We start from the raw sequence: 20,950 nt of genomic DNA, 5'->3' as shown, positions 1-20,950 counted from the left end.
CGCCGACGTCGCACCGCTCGGCGGGGAGGTGCGGCTGATGTCCGGAGAACAACCACGAGGCGCTACGGGGCCGGTGGAATTCGCGACCGTCGGCCTGGGGTGGGACCCCGCCCACGGCCGGCGCTGGTTCGGTGCCCGCCGCACCGCGATCGACCTCAACGCCGCCGCCGTCCTCCTGGCCGGCGACCACCCCGTCGAGGTGGTGTATCACCAGCAACTGATCTCCGCCGACGGCGCGGTGCGGCTGCTCGGCGACAGCGTCACCGGCGAGGACGAGGGCGACGACGAGATCATCACCCTCGACCTGACCCGGGTGCGCCCCGAGATCACCGCCGTGGCCGTGGTCGTCACCTGCTACAGCGGACAGACCTTCGCCGATATCGACAACGCGCGCTGCCGCGTCACCGGCGCCGACGGGACCGTGCTCGCCGATCGCGAACTCGGCGTCGGCGGCGACACCGGCATGGTGGTGGGAGTGTTCCGCCGCGAACGCCGCGGCTGGGAATTCCGCGAGATCGCCGCGGGAATCACCGCCGCTCATCCCGTCGAGGCGCTACCACGCCTGGCCGGCTTGCTGCGCTGACGCGATCAGTGCACCTGCCGCTCCGCATCACCCCAATACTGTTTGCGCAGTTCACGTTTGAGGATCTTGCCCGCACCGGAAACCGGCAGCGCGTCGACCAGCTCGATGGTGCGCGGGGCCTTGTATCCGGCGATCAACTGCTTGGCGTGGTCGCGGATCTCCTCGACGGTGACGGTGGCGCCGGCATGGCACACGATCACCGCGTGCACCCGCTCGCCCCACTCCTCGTCCGGGACACCGATCACCGCGCACGCCGCCACCGACGGATGTGCGGAGACCGCGTTCTCCACCTCGGCGGAATACACGTTCTCGCCACCGCTGACGATCATGTCCTTCATCCGGTCGACGATGTAGACGTACCCCTCGTCGTCCATGTAGCCGCCGTCGCCGGTGTGCATCCAGCCGCCCCGTAGCGCCGCCGACGTCTCCTCGGGCCGGTTCCAGTACCCGAGCATCACATGGCCGCCGCGCACCAGGATCTCGCCGACGGTCCCACGCGGCACCTCGTTGTCCTCGGCATCGGCGATGCGCACCTCGGCGTGCGGAGCCGCGCGGCCCGCCGAACGCAACCGTCCGGCCAGGTGGTCGTCGGGGCCGAGCAGCGTTGCCACGGGCGACAATTCGGTCATCCCGTAGGCCTGAGCGAAACGCGCCTGCGGGAACGCTCGCATGGCGCGCTCGAGCACGGCCTGCGCGATCGGCGAGGCCCCGTACACGATGCCGCGCACACTGGACAGATCGAACTCGCTCACCTGCGGGTGGTCGACGATCATCTGGATCATCACCGGCACCAGCAGCGTATCCGTAACCTGGTGATCGGCAATCGCTTTCATCACCGCGACGGGATCGAACGCCGGGACCATCACCTGGGCGCCACCCATCATGATCTGGGTGACACAGCCGGCCAGATCGGCCAGATGGAACATCGGCGCGGCATGCAGATAGCGGGCGCCGGGCTGCGCCAGATATCCGGTCGACAGGCTGCCCAGGCCCGAAATCTGCAATCCGGCATGGCTGAGCACCACGCCCTTGGGGTGACCGGTGGTACCGCCGGTATAGAAGATTCCGGCCGGGGCCTCACCACCGCGGCGCGCGTCTTCGACAGGATCCGCGCCGGCGATCAGTTCCTCGTACGACAGCATGCCGTCGGGCGCGGGACCGTCACCGCAGTGGATCACGGTGCGCAGCACCGGCGCGGCCGCCCGCAGTGCGGGCACCATCGCGGCGAAGACATCGTCGACCAGCAGGACCGCGGTCTCGGAATCCTCCAGCGAATAGGCGATTTCGGCCGGACTCCAGCGAATGTTGACCGGATTCAGCGCTGCCCCGGCCCACGGCACCGCCAGCACGTATTCCAGATATCGGTCACCGTTGAGCGCCAGGATCGCGACCCGGTCGCCCTCGCCGACGCCCAGCTGCCGCAACGCCGCGGCGAGCCGCGCCACCCGGTCGGCGCCCTCGGCGAAGGTGCGGGTGCGATCGCCGCAGATCGACATGACCCCGTCGGGGTTCTGCTGGACGGCCCGGTGCAGGCCCTGAGTGAGATACATGGTCTCTGCTTTCTGCCTTCGCTTCGCTCAGGCGGGGTCTCAGAAGAACACCGTTGAGTGTCGTACGCCACAGGCTGGGCGGCCATGGAGTCCGTGTCGAAGTTCGGGGGCCGCGTTTTGTTGGTTTCTCCAAAGGCGCGTCGTATCCTCGGGCCTGTCATGAGCGAATCGTCCGAGGTCCCGAGTTCTCCGCGGCAGCGCTTGCTGGTGCGGATGCGGGCCGAGCGCGACGCCCTCGCGGCCCGCATCGTCGACCGGGCCCGCGCCGAGATTCCGGACTACCGCACGATCGAGGCGGCCGATCTGCTCCCGACGACGACGGCGATCATGGACCGGTTGTTCGCCTCCCTCGCCGGTACGGCCGATATCGAGCCGCCCGAGGGTGCCCGGCTGACCGACTACGGCCGCATCCGCGCCACTCAGGACGTGTCGATGGAAGCGCTGCTGCGAGCCTGGCGCCTGGCCGAACGGCTGCATCTCGAGACCTTGAGCGCGGTGGCGGCCGAATGCGGCGCCGACGACGCGGTGCTGTTCGAGATCACCAGGGACCTGCTGCGCCTGGTCGACGAGGCCGCGACCTCGTTCTCCGACGCCCACCACGAGGTCGAGCGCACCCGGGCCGGTCACGACCGCATCCAGCGCGCGGAATTCACGCGGGCGGTGCTGGCGGGCACGATCTCGGCCACCGAACTGACGTTGGGAATCCAGCGCTACGGCCTGCGCGCCGACGCCGACTACCGGGCCTTCCGCGCCCGCGCCGACGCCGCGCCGCCGACCGAATTCGACCGCCTGCTGCGACCCCAGGGCGCCGATGACGCCTTCCGCACCGTGATCGACGGGGATTACGCCGGGTTCACCGATCGCACGATCCACATCCCGGGTTCGGCACTGCTGGCGTTCGGCCCGCCGCGCCCGCTCGCCGAGGCCCCACGGTCGTTTCGGCTGGCGGGCCGCGCCCTGGCCACCGCGGCCGCTCTCGGCCGCACCGGCACCTGCGAATTCGACGGTCTCGGCCTGCTGCCCGGGGTCGCGGCCGATCCCGAACTGGGCGCCGAACTCGTGCGCCGCTATCTCGCGCCCTTGGGCAGCAGCGGCTCGGCGACGACGCTGATCGATACCGTCACCGCATATCTCGATACCGGTATGCGCGTCGAGGCGACCGCCCAGCGACTGATCGTGCACCCCAATACGGTCCGCTATCGCATCGCTCGTTTCGAGGAGCTGACCGGGTGCGATCTGCGCCGGGCCCACACCGGCGCACAGGTGTGGTGGGCGATCCAATACGACCGTCTGGTACGGCCTGGCACAACGAATTTCGCGTCTGCGAATTAGTGAAGTTTCCCCCGAAATGCCGTGCGGTTGCCACGAAGTGGCTTAGGCTCGGACTGCCTCGATAGCTCGAGGCTTGCAGAGCGGGTCGCCATGCCCACAGCGTCCCGCTGTCGCAACATCAGGTCAGATGGGGGCTGCGTCCCCGACAGCCCCCATCGCCCCTGAACAACACCGTAGTGTGAAACATCGATAAATCGAGGGACAGTATGCGCGGATCCCACGCCCCGTCGCCCGCCGAACGATTGCTGGCCGAGATCTACGAGGCCGGATACACCTCCGTCGATGACTTCATCGATCGACTACGGTTTCGCCCGCGCCACGCCGCGCCGGAGCCGGCCCGCCACGCCGCGGTGATCGACCCGTTCACCGACACCATCGAGTTGCAACTCGACATTCCCAGTTCGGCGAATTCCCTTGCGGGCATGGCGCGTTGGTATCCGGAGTTCGATCCCGAGATCGAGGTCGACCCCAGCGCCGACACCACGGAATTCCCCGTGGTGCAGCGCATCTGGGTCGTCCCGGAACGCCACGCGAGCTGACCGGTTCTCCCGGCCGGCCCGCCCGCTACATCTGCGGCAGCGAATCGCCCTGCACCAGTTCGATATCCAGCTCGACCTTCACCGTGGTGCCCACCGCGGCGACGCCCGCGCGTACGACGGCGTTGTAGTCGATCGCGAAATCGTTACGGTGCAGATGGGTTTCGGCATGGAAGGCGGCGCGGACCCCGCCCCACGGGTCGGGTCCCGAACCGCCGTAGGTCAGGTCCAGCTCCACCGGGCGGCGCTGTCCGTGCAACTCCAATTCACCGGGCATCACCCAGGTATCGGCGCCGGTGCGACGCAATCCGGTTCCGGTGAAGCCGATCAGCGGGTAGCTCTCGACATCGAGGAAGTCGGCCGAGCGCAGATGGTCGTCACGCATCCCGATTCCGGTATCGATGCTGGCCGCCTTGATCTCGGCGAATCCGGTTGTCTGCTCGAAGTTCCGGGCCACGTCCAGCCGGCCGCCCACCTCGGCGAACCGCGCCTTGATACTCGCGATGCCGAGGTGGCGGGCGGTGGCCACTACCGTGGAATGCACCGGGTCGATGGTCCACGGGCCGGGCGCCGGCGTGCCGACGGAGCTCGCCTCCGACTGCAACGCCACCGCACCCAATTGCCCACTGCCGGAAGCGGATATCCGCGCGATCTGCGCCACCGGCTGATAGCCGGGGGCGGTCACCACCGCGGTGTGCATACCGGCGGGCAGCGGCTCGGTGGCCGCCGCCCCGGTCTCGTCGGCCACCGCCCGGGCGAGCTGGCGACCGGTCAGATCGGTCACGGTCAGCAGCGCGCCCGGCACCGGCCAGCCATCGGAATTGCGAACCTGTGCGGTCAAACCGCTCATGACAGCTCCGTGTTCTGATCGACACCACTGGGTTCGACACCATTGTGCCGCACCCCGTTCCGTTCTCCGTTCGTCGCGACACCGTTCGTGCCGGCGACTCCGGTGGGCTCGGCGGCCGGGCGATCGCCCTCGTCACCGTCGTCGTAACCCAGCCGGACATCGTGCTCGACCTCGCCGCCGCCGACGGTGACCCGGCTGGTCACCGGCGGATAACCGCGCGCGACCACCGTGTACTCGCCCTCGCTGAGGTCGGTCAGGACGTACTGGCCGTTCTCGTCGGTGCGAGTGGTCCCGATCGGGGTTCCGGAGCGATCCAGCACCGTGACCTCCGCGTCCGGCACCGCACCGCCGTCGGCGAGCACGGTTCCGGTCAGCACCGCCATCGGCGAGAGCTCGATGTCGTGGTGCAGCAGGCCACTGTCGGGCACGACCAGCGCGGTCGCGCTCGGTCGCATATGTTCGGCGACCGCCACCAGGGTGTAGGTCCCCGAGACCACACCGTGGCAGAGGTAGTTGCCGGACGCGTCGGTGACGGCCGCGCCGACCACCTCACCACGCAGATCGGTGAGGGTGACGGTCGCACCGGCCAGCGGCTGTCCGGCGACGGCGGTGCGGACCGTACCCGACAGCTCACCCGAACCCTGCAGGGTCAGATCGAGGCGCTGGGTGCGCCCGTCGGCGGTGACATTCACCGCGGCCGGCTGGTGACCGTTCGCCGAGACGATCAGCACGTAGCTACCCGCGCCGGGCGGCTCGATCGAATAGCGGCCGCCGCTGTCGCCGGTCGAACGCGAAACTTGGTGTCCGCGTTGGTCGATCAGTGTCAGCGCGGCGCCCGCGACCGGTCGGCCGTCGGCCCGCTGCACCTGCCCGCCGATGGCGTGGCCGCTGCCGTGGGAGTTGACGACAGGAGTGTTGGTCATCGCCGAAACCTCCGCAATTCGATGTGATTCGTGCCCGTTGGCCGCGGCGTGCCGACCTGCGGCCGCGGCGGCGAGAACCGGTTCTGGCTCGGAGAGCGCCTGGGCGGCGCCCTCCCACACCTGGTTCTCGGCCCATTCGGCTTCGGCCGCCTCGACCGGATCCTTCGGCGCCGGTGCGGGCGCCGACGCATCCTGCAGCGGAATCTCTTTCATGAACATCATGACGATGCAGGCCAGCAGGGCCACGCCCGCCGCGGCGTAGAAGACGCCGTGCATCGAGTTGGTGAACCCGATCAGGATCGGATCCTTGATCTGCTGTGGCAGCGCCCCGATTCCGGCGGTGTTGGCCTGCAACTGGTTCAGCTTGCCGGCGTCGAGTCCGGGCGGCAGGTGACCGCCGAAGGCGTCGGTGATCTTGTGCGGCAACAGATTGAACAGAATCGTCAGGAAGACCGCGACACCCAGCGTGCCACCGACCTGGCGGAAGAAGGTCGCCGACGCCGTCGACACACCCATATCCGAACGCGGACCGGCATTCTGCGCCGCGATGATCAACGTCTGCATACAGCAGCCCAGGCCCAGACCGACCAGCGCGCCGATCGCGAGCACCTGCCACATCGCGCTGTCGAAGTGCAACTGGGCGTAGAGCAGCGCGCCGACGGTCACCAGGAAGGTGCCGACCACCGGCAGAATCTTGTAGCGGCCGGTGCGCTTGACGACCTGACCGGAGATCATCGACCCGATCATGATGCCCAGCACCAGCGGCAGCATCAACAGACCCGCCTCGGTCGGCGAATAGCCGCGCACGACCTGCAGATACAGCGGCACCATGCTGATCGCGCCGAACATCGCGATACCGACGATGAAACCACCGATCATCACGACCGAGAACGTGGAGTTCTTGAACAGCCGCAGCGGAATGAGCGCGGAATCCTTCATCAGGTATTCCACCCCGATGAACAACACCAGGCCCACCGCGCCGATGACGTAGCAGATCACCGAATCGCCGGAACCCCAGCCCCAGGTGCGGCCTTGTTCGGCCACGATCAGCAACGGCACCACACAGATCGCCAGCGCGATCGCGCCCCACCAGTCGACGTTCAACTTCTGCCGCTGATGCGGGACGTTGAGCACCTTGGCCACGACCCCGAGCGCGACGACGCCGATCGGGACGTTCACCAGGAACACCCAACGCCAGCCGTCGATACCCCACAGCGTGTCGTAATCGGAGAACAGGCCGCCGAGCACCGGGCCGAGCACGGTCGAGGTGCCGAAGACCATCATGAAATAGCCCTGGTAGCGGGCCCGTTCACGCGGCGGGACGATATCGCCGACGATGGTCATGGCCAGCGACATGAGGCCACCGGCACCCAAGCCCTGGAATGCGCGGAAGGCCGCCAGCTCATACATCGACGTCGCGAACGTACACGCCGCCGAACCCACCACGAAAATACCGATCGCCAACAGATAGAACGGCTTCCGACCATAGATATCGGCCAACTTGCCGTACAACGGCGTCGAAATCGTCGCCGTAATCAAATACGCCGTCGTCGCCCACGCCTGCTGATCGAAACCATGCAAACTATTCGCGATCCGGACAATCGCCACACTCACAATATTCTGATCCAGCGCCGCCAAGAACATCCCCAGCAACAAACCAGACAAAATAGTCAAAATCTGCCGATGCGACAGAGACGGTCGCACATCCGCCGCCGGCGCGACGGTCGGAGCGTTCGGCTGCGCCGGCGGAGCCTCACTGGTCGAAGTCGTCATGTGTATGTAAGCCCTAATTCGGTTCGGCTGTTGCGGTGGATTTTTCAGCTGTGGATTCTTCGATGCCGCAGACGAGCAGCTCGAGGAGATCGGTCAATCTGGCCCGTTCGTCGGCGGGCCACTCGGCCATCACCTCGGCCAGCCAGCGGTTGCGGTTTCGGCGGTTCTCCTCGAAGACCCGCACCCCTTCGGCGGTGGGCGCCAGCACGCAGGCCCGTCCGTCCACAGGGTCGGCCCGGCGTTCCACCAGACCGTGTGCCACCAGCGATCTGGTCTGCCTGCTGATGGTCGACGTTTCGGTATGCAAGGTGTCCGCCAGCTTCCCCGTCCGCTGCGGACCGTCGTGGACCAGGCAGAACAGCACAGAATAGGCCAATCGCTCCAGACCGTCCGGACCGTATTTGGCTATGTGCGATTTGGTTCTGCCGATCGCCCGCATCAACCGGATCAGCTGGCCGCCGAGTCGATCGGCCACATCCTGTTCGGTGACGCCGGCGCTGTGTTCGATGCCGTGTTCGCCAGGGCCTACGTGGTTACGCAAGCTACCGCCTTCGGCCCGCGTGCTCACACGGGAATCACGGGCATCGACGACCATGATCGAGTTTCCTTACTCCCCGCGACGCATTTGATTAGCATGTACAACTAGTTGCTGAGGCCAACTATACATACGTTCGGATCCCGCTCGCACGTACCCCGGCTCACACCTGGGAAGCCCGTGCCGGACACGCCGATCCCAATCCGGACATCCCGGGATTACCGATGGTTTGCTCGACCTGTCGCATTTCCGACTCTGATCGATCGGCAAGTCGACACGGAAGGACCGAGCTGACCATGTCTGCGCCAATCGAGCCCGCCCGAATTCCGGCCCAGCCGACAAATCAGACCGCGAAGCCCACCGATTCGGCAACGCATTTTCCGGTCACTTCCGCATCGCCGATCGGCCCGGCAACCTTGCCGCCATCTTCGGCACCCGCCTCGGCCGCCGTCGAAATTGTGACCGAGACGACACCGAAGTTCCCCCTGCGCCGCGCCGCCCTCGCCGCGTTCTGCGCACTGTGGCTGGTCGGAGCACTGGCGGCCCTGGCGACGACGGCCGACGCCGACTGCGGCCCCGCCTGCGCCGACACCTCCGGATCGGCATCCGGTTCGGCCTCGGGCTCGGCGGGATCCTCCGGGTCGGCCACGGCGGGTCTGCTGCTGGGCCTGCCGATGAAGACGGTCGCCCTCACGATCGTTCCGGCCCCCCAGTTCCCCTCGTTCGACAACGTGATCACGCATGAGAGCAGCTGGAATCCGTTCGCCGTCAATCCGGAATCGGGCGCCTACGGCCTCGGGCAGGCGTTGCCGCCGGAGCGGATGGCCTCCCACGGCGTGGACTGGATGATCAACCCCGTGACCCAGATCCGCTGGACCTACGACTACATGGTCGAGCGGTACGGCAGCCCCGACGGGGCGTGGGCATTCTGGCAGTCCCACCACTGGTACTAGCTGCCGATTGTCGCCGGACCACTTCAACTGTCACAATCGAGGCAGGGTTGCGAGCACTCTGAATGCTGTGACCCGCGAGGTCATACCCCCCGCGGGTGTCGAATTGACGAAAGGCATCGGCATGTTCGTGCGAGTTTTCGCCCTGTCGTTCCTGGTTGCCGCGGCGTCCCTGGTCGTCGCGGTGCTGTACGGCGGGCCGGAGGCCGTGGTGCTGGTCGCAGCCCTCGGCGTTCTCGAGGTATCGCTGTCGTTCGACAACGCGGTGGTCAATGCCAGTGTCCTGCAACGCATGAGCGCGTTCTGGCAGCGCATCTTCCTCACCGTGGGAATGGTGATCGCGGTCTTCGGGATGCGCCTGGTCTTCCCACTGGTGGTGGTCGCGATCGGTGCGCATCTGGACCCGATCGAGGCGCTGCGGCTGGCGATGAACCCGCCCGCCGGCGGCGCGCCCTTCTTCCCGGACGGCCGGCCGAGCTACGAGACACTGCTCAACGACGCCAATCCGAAGATCGCGGCCTTCGGCGGGATGTTCCTGCTGCTGCTGTTCCTGAACTACATCTGCGCCCAGCGTGAGGTCACCTGGCTGAGCTGGCTCGAGCGCCCGCTGGCGCGGATCGGGCGGTTCTCGATGTTCACCGTGGTGATCGCGCTCATCGCGCTGGTGCTCACCGCCGGAGTGCTCGCGCCGAACAACAAGGCCGACGTCGTCATGGTCTCCGGCGCTCTCGGCATGGCCACCTATTTTCTCGTCGACGGTCTCGGCGCCCATTTCGAGAACGAGCAGCCCGGACAGGGCCCCTCGCGCGCCGCTCTGCTGACCGGGCGCGCCGCCTTCTTCGGCTTCGTCTACCTCGAAGTGCTGGACGCCTCGTTCTCCTTCGACGGCGTGATCGGCGCCTTCGCCATCAGCGCGGATCCGATCGTCATCGCACTCGGGCTGGGGCTGATCGGCGCGATGTTCGTCCGTTCGATCACCGTCTACCTGGTCCGGCGCGGCACGCTGGCCGAGTACATCTATCTCGAACACGGTGCGCACTGGGCGATCGGCGCGCTCGCGGCGATCCTGCTGGTCTCCACCGGCCATCACCTGAACGAGGTTGTCACCGGCCTGCTGGGAGTGGGGATCATCGCCGCGGCCTACCTCAGCAGCATCGTGCACAACCGGCGTCACCGTACGTCCGCTGTCACCGAGACCGAGCTGGAACATCTGTCCCTCGGCGGTGACGAGCTGACGCTGCGCGGCGATGCCGGCACGCTGTCCAGCCTCGACGGCGGCTTGCCCATCGATCGGGTCACGGTGCGCGGCGACGCACTGCCGGCGCGGGACAAACTCAACACCGAGGCGTACTGAGAAATGGCGTACCGCGCGCTGCGCGACGTCGCCGTCGGCACCGGTCGTATTCTCGGATCATGAGGGCGCGGCCGCTGACACTGATCCAGGACGAACTCGTCGACTACGACAAGGCCATGGAACGCATGACCGAACTGGTGGAACAGCGCCAGCGCGACGAACGGCCGGATACGTTGTGGCTGCTCAGCCATCCGCAGGTCTATACGATCGGGCGCCGGACGCCGAGTGCGCATCTCCCCGATCCGGACCACGGGATTCCGGTGGTCGAGACCACCCGCGGCGGACAGCTCACCTATCACGGCCCGGGGCAGCTCGTCGGATACCTCGTCGTGAAACTCGGTGCGGGCGAAGGCGTCGTGGACTACATCCGCGAGGTCGAATACCGCCTGGTCGCCGCGCTCGGCCGGCTGGGCATCCGGGCGCAACGCCGCGATACTCCGCCGGGCTCGGAACTGCTCACCGGCGTGTGGACCGTCGAGACGGGCCGCAAGATCGTCTCCATCGGCATGCGGCAGAGCCGCGGCGTCACCAGCCACGGCTTCGCCGTGAATGTCGACGGCGACCTGGAACCGTGGCAGTGGGCCGTCGCGTGCGGACTGCCCGACGTGGATATGACGTCGGTGCGGCGCGAACAACCGGGTGCCGGAATGGATCAGGTTCGTCCGATCGTGGCGGAAGCATTCGAAGCGGAAGCCTCCGACACCGTCTGATCACACGGCAGACCGGATTCCGCCAGTCGCAGTATCGCGGCGGTTACCGCCGCACTGTAGGCCCGGCTGGCCGGGGCCGGTCGGCGCGCCGGATAGTTCGAGCGGTGGGTCACCACGACGCCGTTGCGCAGCACCACGGTCGCGTCGGTGACGGTCGCCGCGCAGTTGCCACCCGCCTTGGCGGTCAGGTCGACCACGACCGCGCCGTCTCCCAGCGCGTCGAGCGCAGTCCCGTCGACCAGCAGCGGAGCCCGTTGTCCACGCCGCACCGCGGCGCAGAAGACCAGATCCGGTTCGTCCGCGCGGATCCGCTCCAGGACGCAGGCGGTGTCGATGTCGCGGGACCAGTGAAAGACGTTGGGGCCCTGCGCGTTCAGCGCCTGTCGCAGTTCGGGCCGACGTCCCAGCACCACCGGCGGTTCGGCCCCGCACGCGGCTGCCGCCGCGACGGCCGACAGTCCGGCCGGCCCGCATCCCAGAATCAGGGAACGGATCGGCCTGCGCACGGTGCGCGGCACCAGCCGCCGGCCCGCGAGATAGGCCACACTGCCGGCGATCCGGCTCATCGCCGAAAGCGCGTCCAGGGCACCGGCTTCGTGGGAAAACAGCTCGAACGCAATCGATTCCACGCCCACATCCCGCAGTTCGGCGATGTCCGGCGCTCGCCGCAGCGGGTCCTGGAAGCCGATCAGCGTGAGATGCGGCCGCCGCGGCATCGCGCGCAGGTCGTGGGTGGTCGGCTTGACCCAGGCCAGCACATCGCACGCCGCGACCACCGCGCCCGGATCGTCCACGAGGGCCGCCCCCGCGAACCGGTAGGCGGCGTCGTCGAATCCGGCCGCCCGCCCGGCGCCGACCTCGAGCACGACCCGCATGCCGGCCGTGATCAGGCGTCGGACTCCGTCCGGCGTCAACGCCACCCGCCGTTCCCGGGCGGCGGTCTCGCGCAGCACGCCGACGATCACGCCGGTGGCTCCGCGATTCCGCGCCGCCGCAGGATGTCGCGGTAGGTGGCGCCACCGCTCAGCTCGGCGACCAGCCCGCCGAGCCGGTCGAACAGTTCGTCGATCAACTCTCGCGACTCGGTGCCGGGTCCGTGCCGGGGCGCGAGGACGTTGAGCCGCACACCCGTCCGTGGTGAACCGGTACGCCCCAGCGCGACACTGTCGATTCCCGCACCGGCCAGCAAGAGATCCTCGAGATCGGCGCTGTCGCACACGCCCGCCGCATCCAAAAGGGCCGAGTCGGCGACCACGGACAGGAACATGCTCGCGCCGGAGCCCAACGGCCGCAGAACATTCGAGCCGAATTCGGCATTGATCGCGGCGATCCGGTCCAGAGCGGTATCGAACTGTTCGCGCACCAGCTTCCGGTTGTGCTCGAAATAGGCGTCGGGCGTATGGTCCAGCACCGCGCGCACCAGATGTGTACTCTCACGCTGAAAAGCGATGGTGAGTCGCGCCCGGATGCGCTCCAGCCACTGCGTGTCGCCGGTGCACGCCGCGCCCAGTTTGCACGGTCCGAAAGCGTTGTAGCCCTTCGAATTACCGGTCACGGTCACCATCCGGTCGTACAACCGGACCGAGCCCTGCGCGGTCGGCACCTCCAGCGCGGCGAGCGGGATATGCCCGCCGACGAGCCGGTCGAAGGCCATATCGCAGACCACCGGAACCTCGGCCGCGACGAGCACCTCTGCGAGTTCCCGCAATTCGTCCGACGAGTACCGCGTGACGACCGGATTGCCCGGCAGCGTCAGCAGTACGGCACAGACGGCATCACCGTGCCGTGCCAGTTCCCGGGCCAGTGCGATCGGGTCGATGCGGAACGAATCGTCCGCTGTGGCCTCCGGAACCACCACGCGCACATCGAATTTCGCGATGTGCGTGGCGAAGTTCTTGTAGAAGCCCTCGGGACAGACGATCACCGCGCCGGGACGCACGACGGTCGCGATCACCTCCTCGAGCATCAGCATGCTCGAATACGGGCAGACGACAACCTCGTCGGCACGAACCCGGACGCCGGTCACTCCGTCGGCGGGGCGGTGCAGCCGGTCGAACAGGCGGGCGGCGGCCGACTCCCGCAACTCGAGCGGTTGCCGCTTGTCGTAGTCCGGCAGACCTCTGCGCCGGATCCGATGCGGCGCCAAGTCGTTCCACGCCCGCCGCAGGGCGCGCGACGCCGCCGGATCGATCTCGAATCCGGTCTCGCCGTGGTACGCGTCCAGGACACCGTCATACCGGCGGCCCGATCGGCCAGGAAACGGCGCGGTCTCCGACAGCTGCCGGCGCAGTTGCTTCTTGCGCTCCTCCGAACGCAGGATCATCGCGGCGGCGGCCCGCTCGGCGTGCCGGGGGCCGCTCGTCACAGCCGCCCTGTTTCCAGCGACGCCTGACCGGGTGCCGGGATGTCGTCCCAGGCGCGAACGAGCGTCTCGCGGAACAGGTCCCGCCCCTCACCGTCGCCCAGGCGGTCGAATCGGGCCAGCCGCGGATCGGCCAGCAGATCGTTGACCACGATCGCCGAACCGATGCGCCGCAGGTCGTAGAGCTTCTCGAAGCGCCGGACCGCGAACGCCACATCGTGTTTGAGCACCGAAAAGCGCGTCGCGACCCGGGTCTGGCGGGAGTAGTCGTATTCCCCGACACAGACATACCGGTCGTCGACGACCAGCATGCTCTGCGCGTTGCGCGCGTGCTCCCGCTTGACCAGCACACTCTCGACACCGGAACGCGCCTGCCACCACAGTTTGTCGTCGTAGGGCCACACATCTTCGATGCGGTCCAGAACGTACATGCGCCGCACCGTGACTCGCGGCTCGTGCACCGCGTCGGCGAGGCGCACGATCGCGGCATGGTAGTCGTCGCCGACGTCGCCGCCGATGGTGCCCAGGTCGGCGGTGTGAATGGCGCGCACGGACTGTTCGGCCTGTTCCAGGATGGTCAGCCAGTCGTTGACCGTATTCCACTCCCACACCGTTGCGCTGCGCGAAGGTATCTGCGCCAGTAGCTCTTCCGCGCGCTCGAGCTGGCGAGCGGCGATGAGGCGCAACGGCTCCACCTCCTCGCGCGCACCGCGGGCGTCGAGCACGGTCTGCGCGATCGTCAGCACCCGATCCACGACCCCGGGGTCCTTGCCGAGGAGCACGTTGAAGCGCATCCGCAGGTCGTAATGCCCGCCGGGTTCGGACGAGCCGGCGACGCCGTCCATCGGAAGTTCCTGCCCCAGCGCCGAACTCAGTCGTTCCCGCAGCGGCAGCGGCGGCACGCGGGTGCCGTTCTCGATCTGCTGAACGAGGCTGCGTGAACAGTCCGCCTGTTTGGCCAGCGCGGCCTGGGTGAGACCGGACTCGATACGGAGCCGGCGCACCAGTTCGCCGATCCGTTCGCCACCGTCTGGGTCAGATTGTGTCACGATGCGGAATTCTAATCACATGTGGCCCATCGCATCATCAGCTAAACATCAATTTTTCATTACTCCGGTGAACGCGCGGCGAACGCAGCTCGCCGATAACTCGAATACGCCCGGCCCGCTGCGGATTCTGCCACACGACGCTCGAAAGCGTTCCGCAGAGCCAACTTTCACGCCGTCGCAACCCTCTCCGGTAATCAATTCAGATATTCGCTGGGCATATCTGATTGAAGATGAGCATTGAGGTCCCGAAGATATCGCAGATAAGCACTGATGCTTAGTTGACAGCCCCGGAAAGCCGTCCTTAGCATTTAGCTATAGCCACCGGCTCTCCGTTCATCGGAGCGGCAACGACCGCCGCAGCGGCCGGCTTGGTGGAAGGGGAATGCCATGACGCTTCATATCACCGACTGGTTGATGACCAGCGATGTCACCCCGGAATCTGCCCAGCGCCTGCCGTCACTTCCCGGACGATGGTTGCTGAGCTGGCTGCCCGGCGAGCTGCTGACCCAGGAACAGGCGCTGAGCGGCATGATCCTGGACGAGATCCTGTCCGATCCGGCTTTCGTGGACGACCTGGGGGTCGTCGAGATGGCTACCCTGCACGCCGCCGAACTCGGCATCACCCTGGACGAGGCGGTGATCCGGCTGTGCGCCCGGGTCCTCGAACGCACAGCCCTGCGATCCGGCGATATCGGGCCGGACGACACCGAACCCGGCGATATCGAGCCCGGGGATATCGAGCCCGGGGATATCGGGCCGGGTGACAGGGGGGCGCGTACCACCGAATACGGCCCGGTCCGAGGCCACCCGCACCTCCCGCATGCCCACCGCACCCCGGTGTCGCTGCACCGGCCGCGGCATACCGATCACGATCTGTCGGCCGCGCCCTCATAGCAGAGCCGCAGGTCGTGGGCGATCCGTTCGCCGTCGACCGCCACCCGCGCACTGGCCGGCGGATAGCCGCGTCCCACCACCGTGTAGTCCCCGGCGGGAAGATCGTCGATCCGATAGCGGCCGTCGCCGTCCGTCCACGCGGCGGCCACCACCGCGCCGCCCGAATCCAGCACCGCCACGTGGGCGTGAGCGACCGGACCACGCTCCGAGCGCACCCGGCCCGACAGCACCGCCATCGGCGCGAGTTCGATGTCGTAACGCAACATGCCGGTTTCGGGAACGGTCAGCGTGGTGGCATCCGGCCTCCGATGTCCGGCGACCGCGACCAGGGTGTAGGTGCCGGCGACGATGCCGTGACAGGCGTAGGCGCCGTCGGCTCCGGTCACCGCAGCACCGACGACCTCGCCGCGCCGATCGGTCAGGGTGACCGTCACGCCCGCCAGTGGCCGGCCCGGCCCCTCGGTGACGATGCCGGACAGCTCCCCCGACCCCAGCAACGTGAGATCGACCGTCTGAGGTTCGGAACCGATCGTGACGTTCACCGCGGCGGGCTGATGCCCCTCGGCGGAAGCGATCAGCACATAGCCGCCGGCGTCCGGCACGCTCAGGCGGTAGCCGCCCGCCTCGTCGGTCGTCGCGCGGGAAACCTGGTGTCCCCGTTGGTCGATCAGTGTCAGCGCCGCACCGGGGACGGATTGCCCGTCGTCGCGGTGGATGCGTCCGGACAGACGCGCGTCGCCCTGCACGTCGCCGACGACCTCCGGGAACGCGGTGTGTGCGGCCGGTTCGGCGAGGGCGGGCTCCGATTCCGACCGGGCGGCTTCGCCTTCCGCGTCCCACAACGGCTCTCGCTCGGGTTCGAGCGCAGACTCGGCGGCTTCGACGTCGGCCACGGTCGGCACGTCCTGCGACGGTTCGGCGCGCTGCGGCTGCGCCGGTGGTGCCGAACTGTCCTGCAGCGGAATCTCTTTCATGAACAGCAGCACCACACAGGCCAGCAGCGCCACGCCGGCGGCGGCGTAGAACACGCCGTGCAGGGAATCGGTGAAGCCGACCAGGATGGGCTCGCGCACCTGCGCCGGCAGTGCCGCGATCCCGCTGGTGTTGGCCTGCAATTGGTCGAGCTTCCCGGTGTCGAAGCCGGGCGGCAGCACACCGCCGAACGCGTCGATGATCTTGTGCGGCAACAGATTGAACAGAATCGTCAGGAAGACCGCGACACCCAGCGTGCCGCCCATCTGCCGGAAGAAGGTCGCCGACGCCGTCGACACACCCATATCCGACCGCGGACCGGCATTCTGCGCCGCGATGATCAACGTCTGCATACAGCCGCCGAGGCCGAAGCCGATGACCGCGCTGTACACCAGCGGCTGCCACAGCGGGCTGTCGTAGTGCACCTGCGCGTATAACGCCGCCCCGCACGCGATGACGAATGTGCCCAGTACGGGCAGGATCTTGTAGCGGCCGGTCAGTTTGGTGACCTGCCCCGCGATCAGCGAGCCGATCATGATGCCCAGCACCAGCGGCAGCATCAGCAGACCGGCCTTGGTGGGCGAATAGCCCCGCACGACCTGCAGATACAGCGGCACCATGCTGATCGCGCCGAACATCGCGATACCGACGATGAAGCCGCCCAGGATGGTGATGGAGAACGTCGAATTCCGGAACAGCCGCAGTGGGATCAGCGCGGCGTCCTTCATCAGAAATTCGACGAGGACGAACAGCACGAGCCCCGCCGCACCGATGCCGTAGCAGAGCAGCGCGCGCGGTGACTCCCAGCCCCAGCCGCGGCCCTGCTCGGCCACGATCAGCAACGGCACCACACAGATCGCCAGCGCGATCGCACCGAACCAGTCCACACGATGCCGCTGCCGCTCGTGCGGCACGTTGAGCACCTTCGCGACCACGGCCAGCGCGAGCACACCGATCGGGACGTTCACCAGGAACACCCAACGCCAGCCGTCGATACCCCACAGCGTGTCGTAATCGGAGAAGAAGCCGCCGAGCACCGGGCCGGCGACCGTCGCGGTGCCGAACACCATCATGAAATAGCCTTGGTACCGCACGCGTTCGCGAGCGGGCACGATATCCCCGATGATGGTGAACGCCAAGGACATCAGGCCACCCGCGCCGAGACCCTGGAATGCGCGGAAGGCCGCCAGCTCATACATCGACGTCGCGAACGTACACGCCGCCGAACCCACCACGAAAATACCGATCGCCAACAGATAGAACGGCTTCCGACCATAGATATCGGCCAACTTGCCGTACAACGGCGTCGAAATCGTCGCCGTAATCAAATACGCCGTCGTCGCCCACGCCTGCTGATCGAAACCATGCAAACTATTCGCGATCCGGACAATCGCCACACTCACAATATTCTGATCCAGCGCCGCCAAGAACATCCCCAGCAACAAACCAGACAAAATAGTCAAAATCTGCCGATGCGAGAGGGTGCCCGGCGCGGGGCCCGGGGCCGGCTGCGCCGCAGGCTCCCGGGTGGTCGAAGTGGTCATATTTCCAAGCCCTGTTTCGGTTCGGCCGTCGATGGTGGAGTTGATTCGATACCGCAGTTGAGCCGGTCGAGCAAAGCGATCAGAGTGGACCGGTCCGCGGCAGGCCAATCGGCCATCACCTCGGCGATCCAGAGGTTGCGCAAGCGTCGATTCTCGGCGAACACCCGACTACCCTCGTCGGTCGCGGCCAGAACACATGCCCGGCCGTCGATCGGGTCCGCCCGACGCTCGACCAGGCCGTGCGCCACGAGCGATCTGGTCTGCCGGCTGATGGTGGAGATCTCGGCGTGCAGTTGCTCGGCCAGCTTCCCGGTCCGCTGCGGTCCGTCGTGAACCAGGCAGAACAGCATCGCGTAGGCGAGTTTCTCCAGTCCGTCCGGACCCGCCTTGGACAACTGTGTTTTCGCACGATTCACCGCGCGAACGAACCGGATCAATTGAGCGCCGAGTCGATCGGCGTCGTCGAGCGCTGTGGCAGTGACGGTGCGGTCAAGGCCGGCAGCGGTCATCGGGTGTCCCCTTTTCCCAGATCCGCAGACTTGCTTAGCGCGTACAAATAGTTGCCGGCGCCAACTATACAGAGGGCGTACGGCGGTCGTTCATTTCCTCAGAACAAGGTCATCGGCTCGATCGGCGCCGGGTCCACGAGGGCCGGGAGCTCCGCGCCGGCGGACCGCACGTCATCGTAGAACCGCCGGGCCAGCAGTAACGAATCCGCATTGTCCGGAGTGTGAACGAAGACCGTCGGCGACCGTCCCTCGCGCAACCACTCGACGACGAGATCGCGCCACGGCCGCCAGCCGGCGACGGTCGCCTCGATATCGTCGTTGCCGTGATACCGCACGATCGGATATTCGGTCAGCGCCCGTAGGCGGCGCGGCAGCCGCGGCTTCTTCGCACTCGCCTCGTATTCGCCGGGGCTGCGCGGCGGCGCGGCGAACAGGGTGGTGGTGTCGAACGGAATCCATTCGGCGCCGACACGTTCCAGCACATACTCCAACCGGCCGGCGGCCTCGGGGTCGGCGAAGAAGGCGCGGTGGCGCACCTCGACCGCGCAGCGATACCGGCGCGGCAGGTGGTGCAGCAGTCCGGCGAGCACGCCGAGATCGTCCGGCCCGAACGAGGCCGGCAATTGCGCCCACAGCGCGTGAATGCGCGGCCCGAGCGGTTCGACCGCGCGCAGGAATTCCGCCAATTCCGTTTCCGCACCGCGCATCCTGCGCTCGTGTGTGATGGTTTTGGGCAGCTTCAGCACGAAGCGGAAGTCCTCGGGCGTCTGATCCACCCACGACCGCACGGTGGCCGGGTTCGGCGTCGCGTAGAAGGTGGTGTTGCCCTCCACCGCGGTGCAGTACCGGGCATACCCGCCCAGGCGCCGCCGCGAATCCGGCTGATACGCGCGCCACGCCTCGTGCGTCCACTGCGCGCATCCGACCGAGAGTGTCATGTGTCGACGGTATCCGCCGGCGGTGACAACACCGCGCGGCGGTTCAACTCTGCGGTGCGCCGCCGCGGAAGAACAGGATCTGATCGCCGTAGTCGGCCAGGGCACGCGCTTGGCCGGCCTGCCGGATACCACTGGCGGGCAGGTTGGTCAGTTTGGCGAACATGCCGGAGTTGCCGAACGCCGCGCGAACCTGGGTTTCGGAGGCGTAGTCGGCGCCGTAGTCGGCGAGCATCGCGAAATCCAACGGCGCCAGTGGTTCGTCCAGCGGCTCCTGACCGGCCGGTCGCCCGAGTGCGGCGAACTGCCGGGCGGCACCGTCGGCATACCAGCACAATTCGTAGGTCAGATTCTCGATGGTATTGACCGCGAGCACCGGCCACTGCCGCGAAAGCCGCAGTGCCAGAGGATTTTTACCGGTGGGAGCGAGTTCCCAGAACAGGCTGAGCACATGCACCCAGCTGCCCGCGCGCTGCAGCAGCACCACGTCGTCACCGAGGTTCGCGGCGGCATTGAGGGCGGGATCGGGCATATGCCAATGGGTTTCGCCGACTCCGGCGAAGGCGCTGCTGTCCACCGGATGCGCGCCGTCGGCGGCGTAGGCCTCGATGACGGCCGCGCGCACCAGGGCCACGGCGTCGGCGGCGGCGCAGCGCACACTCAACGCACCGTAGGAGGTGGCGATCTCCATCGGCTTGGACGGCGGGTCCGCCAGCGCACCGGCGGCGAGGGGTTTGAGCCCGACCAGCCCGAGCTTCCAGTTGATCTCCTCGATCGTGGTCAGATCACCGGCGGTCTGGTAAAGGATCTGCTGCTGGGTGAGATATCCGGCCCGCTCGAGCGTCGGACATTCCAATTTCACCAGGGCGGCATGGGTTTTGCTGGTGAACTCGAGTTCGTCGATCGAGGTCTCCCGCAGCCGGGTCGTCATCTCCGGCGTGGTCCACGCGGAATACCGTTCGCGATACGTCGCCAGCGCCTGTTTGCGGCCGCGACCGATCATCAGCGTGCGCAGCAGCATGTTCAGGCTGGCCAAATAGCGCCCGGCCTGATCGGGATTGGCGGCGAACAGGCCCGCGCGGATGCGCACCGCCTCGGCACTGGCCGCCACCGCCGACTCCGGATCCAGCCGGCACAGCCACACCCCGCATTTGGACAGACCGTCGGCGCACACTCCCGCCGCCATCGGATAGTTCTGTGCCACTTGGTGATACGCGTCGCAGGCCTGGCGGATGGTCGAGGTGGCCAGTTCCCGATGGCCGATCGTGCGGGCGGCCTGTTCGAACAGTCGCAACGCCTCGGTGACCTGCCCGGCGAATTGCGCGGTCACATGACCGGCGGTCAGCCAGTGCAGCCGGATCAGCACCGCCTCCTGGGCGGGTTCCAGCGCGGCGGGCGCGCGGTCGCGGTCGGCGCCCTCGGCCTTGGTGTCCAGGCAGGCCCTGGCCAACTCGCACAGCGACGTCGCCAGGCGCAGTTCGGCCTCGGCCGATCGTTCCTGGGCGGCGGCCCGTCTGTGGTCGGCCACCTGCTGTTCGATCGCGCTCAGCGCACTCGCCATCCCAACTCCCGCATCACCTTCCGCATAC

General features: G+C 67.4%; 18 protein-coding genes. 7 read left to right on the top strand and 11 right to left on the bottom strand.

All coding sequences use genetic code 11. The annotated features are described in order from the left end of the window. The first annotated feature begins 37 nt into the window (after positions 1-37). A complete protein-coding gene (locus tag NMI01S_RS26315) occupies positions 38-583 on the top strand; it encodes a TerD family protein (protein ID WP_063001478.1) in 546 nt (181 codons plus the stop codon). Between the two features lie 5 nt (positions 584-588). Here the strand turns inward: NMI01S_RS26315 and NMI01S_RS26310 are convergent, their stop codons facing one another. Next, entirely contained in the window at positions 589-2,133 is a 1,545-nt protein-coding gene (locus NMI01S_RS26310) for a long-chain-fatty-acid--CoA ligase (protein WP_063001387.1), read from the bottom strand. 159 nt (positions 2,134-2,292) lie between these two features. On the opposite strand from NMI01S_RS26310, the gene NMI01S_RS26305 reads away from it, so the two are divergent. Continuing rightward, positions 2,293-3,465: a PucR family transcriptional regulator gene (locus NMI01S_RS26305; RefSeq protein ID WP_063001386.1), complete on the top strand. Its 1,173-nt coding sequence runs from the start codon at positions 2,293-2,295 to the stop codon at positions 3,463-3,465. A 206-nt stretch (positions 3,466-3,671) separates the two neighbouring features. Next, positions 3,672-4,004, top strand: coding sequence for a hypothetical protein (locus tag NMI01S_RS26300; RefSeq protein ID WP_063001385.1), 333 nt, complete (start codon positions 3,672-3,674; stop codon positions 4,002-4,004). Between the two features lie 25 nt (positions 4,005-4,029). Here the strand turns inward: NMI01S_RS26300 and NMI01S_RS26295 are convergent, their stop codons facing one another. The 3 genes from NMI01S_RS26295 to NMI01S_RS26285 are packed head-to-tail and all read right to left on the bottom strand — an operon-like array spanning position 4,030 to position 8,088. Then, positions 4,030-4,851, bottom strand: coding sequence for a YceI family protein (locus tag NMI01S_RS26295; RefSeq protein WP_036509014.1), 822 nt, complete (start codon positions 4,849-4,851; stop codon positions 4,030-4,032). Further along, the gene (locus NMI01S_RS26290) at positions 4,848-7,547 is read right to left on the bottom strand and encodes an MFS transporter (protein ID WP_084513285.1); all 2,700 of its coding nucleotides are present in this window, start codon (positions 7,545-7,547) and stop codon (positions 4,848-4,850) included. The genes NMI01S_RS26295 and NMI01S_RS26290 overlap by 4 nt, the downstream gene beginning before the upstream one ends. A gap of 13 nt (positions 7,548-7,560) precedes the next feature. Continuing rightward, positions 7,561-8,088 carry a MarR family winged helix-turn-helix transcriptional regulator gene (locus NMI01S_RS26285; RefSeq protein ID WP_245717030.1) on the bottom strand — a complete coding sequence of 176 codons (528 nt, stop codon included), beginning with the start codon at positions 8,086-8,088 and terminating at the stop codon, positions 7,561-7,563. A gap of 452 nt (positions 8,089-8,540) precedes the next feature. Between NMI01S_RS26285 and NMI01S_RS36060 the strand changes: the two genes are divergently transcribed. From NMI01S_RS36060 to lipB, 3 genes are all read left to right on the top strand, one after another. Further along, positions 8,541-9,035 (top strand): aggregation-promoting factor C-terminal-like domain-containing protein, encoded by a 495-nt coding sequence (locus tag NMI01S_RS36060; RefSeq protein WP_245717029.1) that lies wholly within the window; start codon positions 8,541-8,543, stop codon positions 9,033-9,035. A gap of 121 nt (positions 9,036-9,156) precedes the next feature. Then, positions 9,157-10,386 (top strand): DUF475 domain-containing protein, encoded by a 1,230-nt coding sequence (locus NMI01S_RS26275; RefSeq protein ID WP_084513309.1) that lies wholly within the window; start codon positions 9,157-9,159, stop codon positions 10,384-10,386. Positions 10,387-10,445: 59 nt separating this feature from the next. Beyond that, entirely contained in the window at positions 10,446-11,096 is a 651-nt protein-coding gene (gene lipB, locus NMI01S_RS26270) for a lipoyl(octanoyl) transferase LipB (protein WP_063001383.1), read from the top strand. Here lipB and NMI01S_RS26265 read toward each other — a convergent pair. Genes NMI01S_RS26265 through NMI01S_RS26255 form a run of 3 tightly spaced genes read right to left on the bottom strand, consistent with a single transcriptional unit; the run spans position 11,039 to position 14,507 of the window. Continuing rightward, positions 11,039-12,061 carry a Rossmann-fold NAD(P)-binding domain-containing protein gene (locus NMI01S_RS26265; RefSeq protein WP_063001382.1) on the bottom strand — a complete coding sequence of 341 codons (1,023 nt, stop codon included), beginning with the start codon at positions 12,059-12,061 and terminating at the stop codon, positions 11,039-11,041. The two genes, lipB and NMI01S_RS26265, sit on opposite strands and share 58 nt — an antisense overlap. Next, positions 12,058-13,461, bottom strand: a complete 1,404-nt coding sequence (locus NMI01S_RS26260; RefSeq protein ID WP_063001381.1) for a pyridoxal phosphate-dependent aminotransferase — start codon at positions 13,459-13,461, stop codon at positions 12,058-12,060. The genes NMI01S_RS26265 and NMI01S_RS26260 overlap by 4 nt, the downstream gene beginning before the upstream one ends. Further along, the gene (locus NMI01S_RS26255; protein WP_063001380.1) at positions 13,458-14,507 is read right to left on the bottom strand and encodes a helix-turn-helix domain-containing protein; all 1,050 of its coding nucleotides are present in this window, start codon (positions 14,505-14,507) and stop codon (positions 13,458-13,460) included. The genes NMI01S_RS26260 and NMI01S_RS26255 overlap by 4 nt, the downstream gene beginning before the upstream one ends. A gap of 387 nt (positions 14,508-14,894) precedes the next feature. Between NMI01S_RS26255 and NMI01S_RS26250 the strand changes: the two genes are divergently transcribed. Continuing rightward, positions 14,895-15,401, top strand: a complete 507-nt coding sequence (locus NMI01S_RS26250; RefSeq protein ID WP_063001379.1) for a hypothetical protein — start codon at positions 14,895-14,897, stop codon at positions 15,399-15,401. Here NMI01S_RS26250 and NMI01S_RS26245 read toward each other — a convergent pair. The 4 genes from NMI01S_RS26245 to NMI01S_RS26230 form a co-directional block, all read right to left on the bottom strand. Next, on the bottom strand, positions 15,374-17,917 hold the full coding sequence (locus NMI01S_RS26245; protein WP_063001378.1) for an MFS transporter: 2,544 nt from the start codon (positions 17,915-17,917) through the stop codon (positions 15,374-15,376). The two genes, NMI01S_RS26250 and NMI01S_RS26245, sit on opposite strands and share 28 nt — an antisense overlap. Beyond that, a complete protein-coding gene (locus NMI01S_RS26240; RefSeq protein ID WP_063001377.1) occupies positions 17,914-18,426 on the bottom strand; it encodes a MarR family winged helix-turn-helix transcriptional regulator in 513 nt (170 codons plus the stop codon). The genes NMI01S_RS26245 and NMI01S_RS26240 overlap by 4 nt, the downstream gene beginning before the upstream one ends. A 98-nt stretch (positions 18,427-18,524) precedes the next feature. Beyond that, complete coding sequence (locus NMI01S_RS26235) at positions 18,525-19,364, bottom strand: DUF72 domain-containing protein (protein ID WP_063001376.1); 840 nt, start codon at positions 19,362-19,364, stop codon at positions 18,525-18,527. A gap of 43 nt (positions 19,365-19,407) precedes the next feature. Further along, positions 19,408-20,922, bottom strand: coding sequence for a hypothetical protein (locus tag NMI01S_RS26230; protein WP_063001375.1), 1,515 nt, complete (start codon positions 20,920-20,922; stop codon positions 19,408-19,410). Positions 20,923-20,950 lie beyond the last annotated feature (28 nt).

It is taken from the genome of Nocardia mikamii NBRC 108933, from assembly GCF_001613505.1.
Classification (GTDB): Bacteria; Actinomycetota; Actinomycetes; order Mycobacteriales; family Mycobacteriaceae; genus Nocardia; species Nocardia mikamii.
Note: the sequence above shows the minus strand (reverse complement) of the source record. Positions and strands in the feature narration are given on the sequence as shown.

What these genes read in the sequence shown, in the direction of transcription:
- NMI01S_RS26230 (WP_063001375.1), bottom strand. Translation starts at nt 20,922, where the DNA reads ATGGCGAGTGCGCTGAGCGCGATCGAACAGCAGGTGGCCGACCACAGA.
- NMI01S_RS26305 (WP_063001386.1), top strand. Translation starts at nt 2,293, where the DNA reads ATGAGCGAATCGTCCGAGGTCCCGAGTTCTCCGCGGCAGCGCTTGCTG.
- NMI01S_RS26290 (WP_084513285.1), bottom strand. Translation starts at nt 7,547, where the DNA reads ATGACGACTTCGACCAGTGAGGCTCCGCCGGCGCAGCCGAACGCTCCG.
- NMI01S_RS26235 (WP_063001376.1), bottom strand. Translation starts at nt 19,364, where the DNA reads ATGACACTCTCGGTCGGATGCGCGCAGTGGACGCACGAGGCGTGGCGC.
- NMI01S_RS26250 (WP_063001379.1), top strand. Translation starts at nt 14,895, where the DNA reads ATGACGCTTCATATCACCGACTGGTTGATGACCAGCGATGTCACCCCG.
- NMI01S_RS26295 (WP_036509014.1), bottom strand. Translation starts at nt 4,851, where the DNA reads ATGAGCGGTTTGACCGCACAGGTTCGCAATTCCGATGGCTGGCCGGTG.
- NMI01S_RS26300 (WP_063001385.1), top strand. Translation starts at nt 3,672, where the DNA reads ATGCGCGGATCCCACGCCCCGTCGCCCGCCGAACGATTGCTGGCCGAG.
- NMI01S_RS26245 (WP_063001378.1), bottom strand. Translation starts at nt 17,917, where the DNA reads ATGACCACTTCGACCACCCGGGAGCCTGCGGCGCAGCCGGCCCCGGGC.
- NMI01S_RS26240 (WP_063001377.1), bottom strand. Translation starts at nt 18,426, where the DNA reads ATGACCGCTGCCGGCCTTGACCGCACCGTCACTGCCACAGCGCTCGAC.
- NMI01S_RS26310 (WP_063001387.1), bottom strand. Translation starts at nt 2,133, where the DNA reads ATGTATCTCACTCAGGGCCTGCACCGGGCCGTCCAGCAGAACCCCGAC.
- lipB (WP_063001383.1), top strand. Translation starts at nt 10,446, where the DNA reads ATGAGGGCGCGGCCGCTGACACTGATCCAGGACGAACTCGTCGACTAC.
- NMI01S_RS26315 (WP_063001478.1), top strand. Translation starts at nt 38, where the DNA reads ATGTCCGGAGAACAACCACGAGGCGCTACGGGGCCGGTGGAATTCGCG.
- NMI01S_RS26275 (WP_084513309.1), top strand. Translation starts at nt 9,157, where the DNA reads ATGTTCGTGCGAGTTTTCGCCCTGTCGTTCCTGGTTGCCGCGGCGTCC.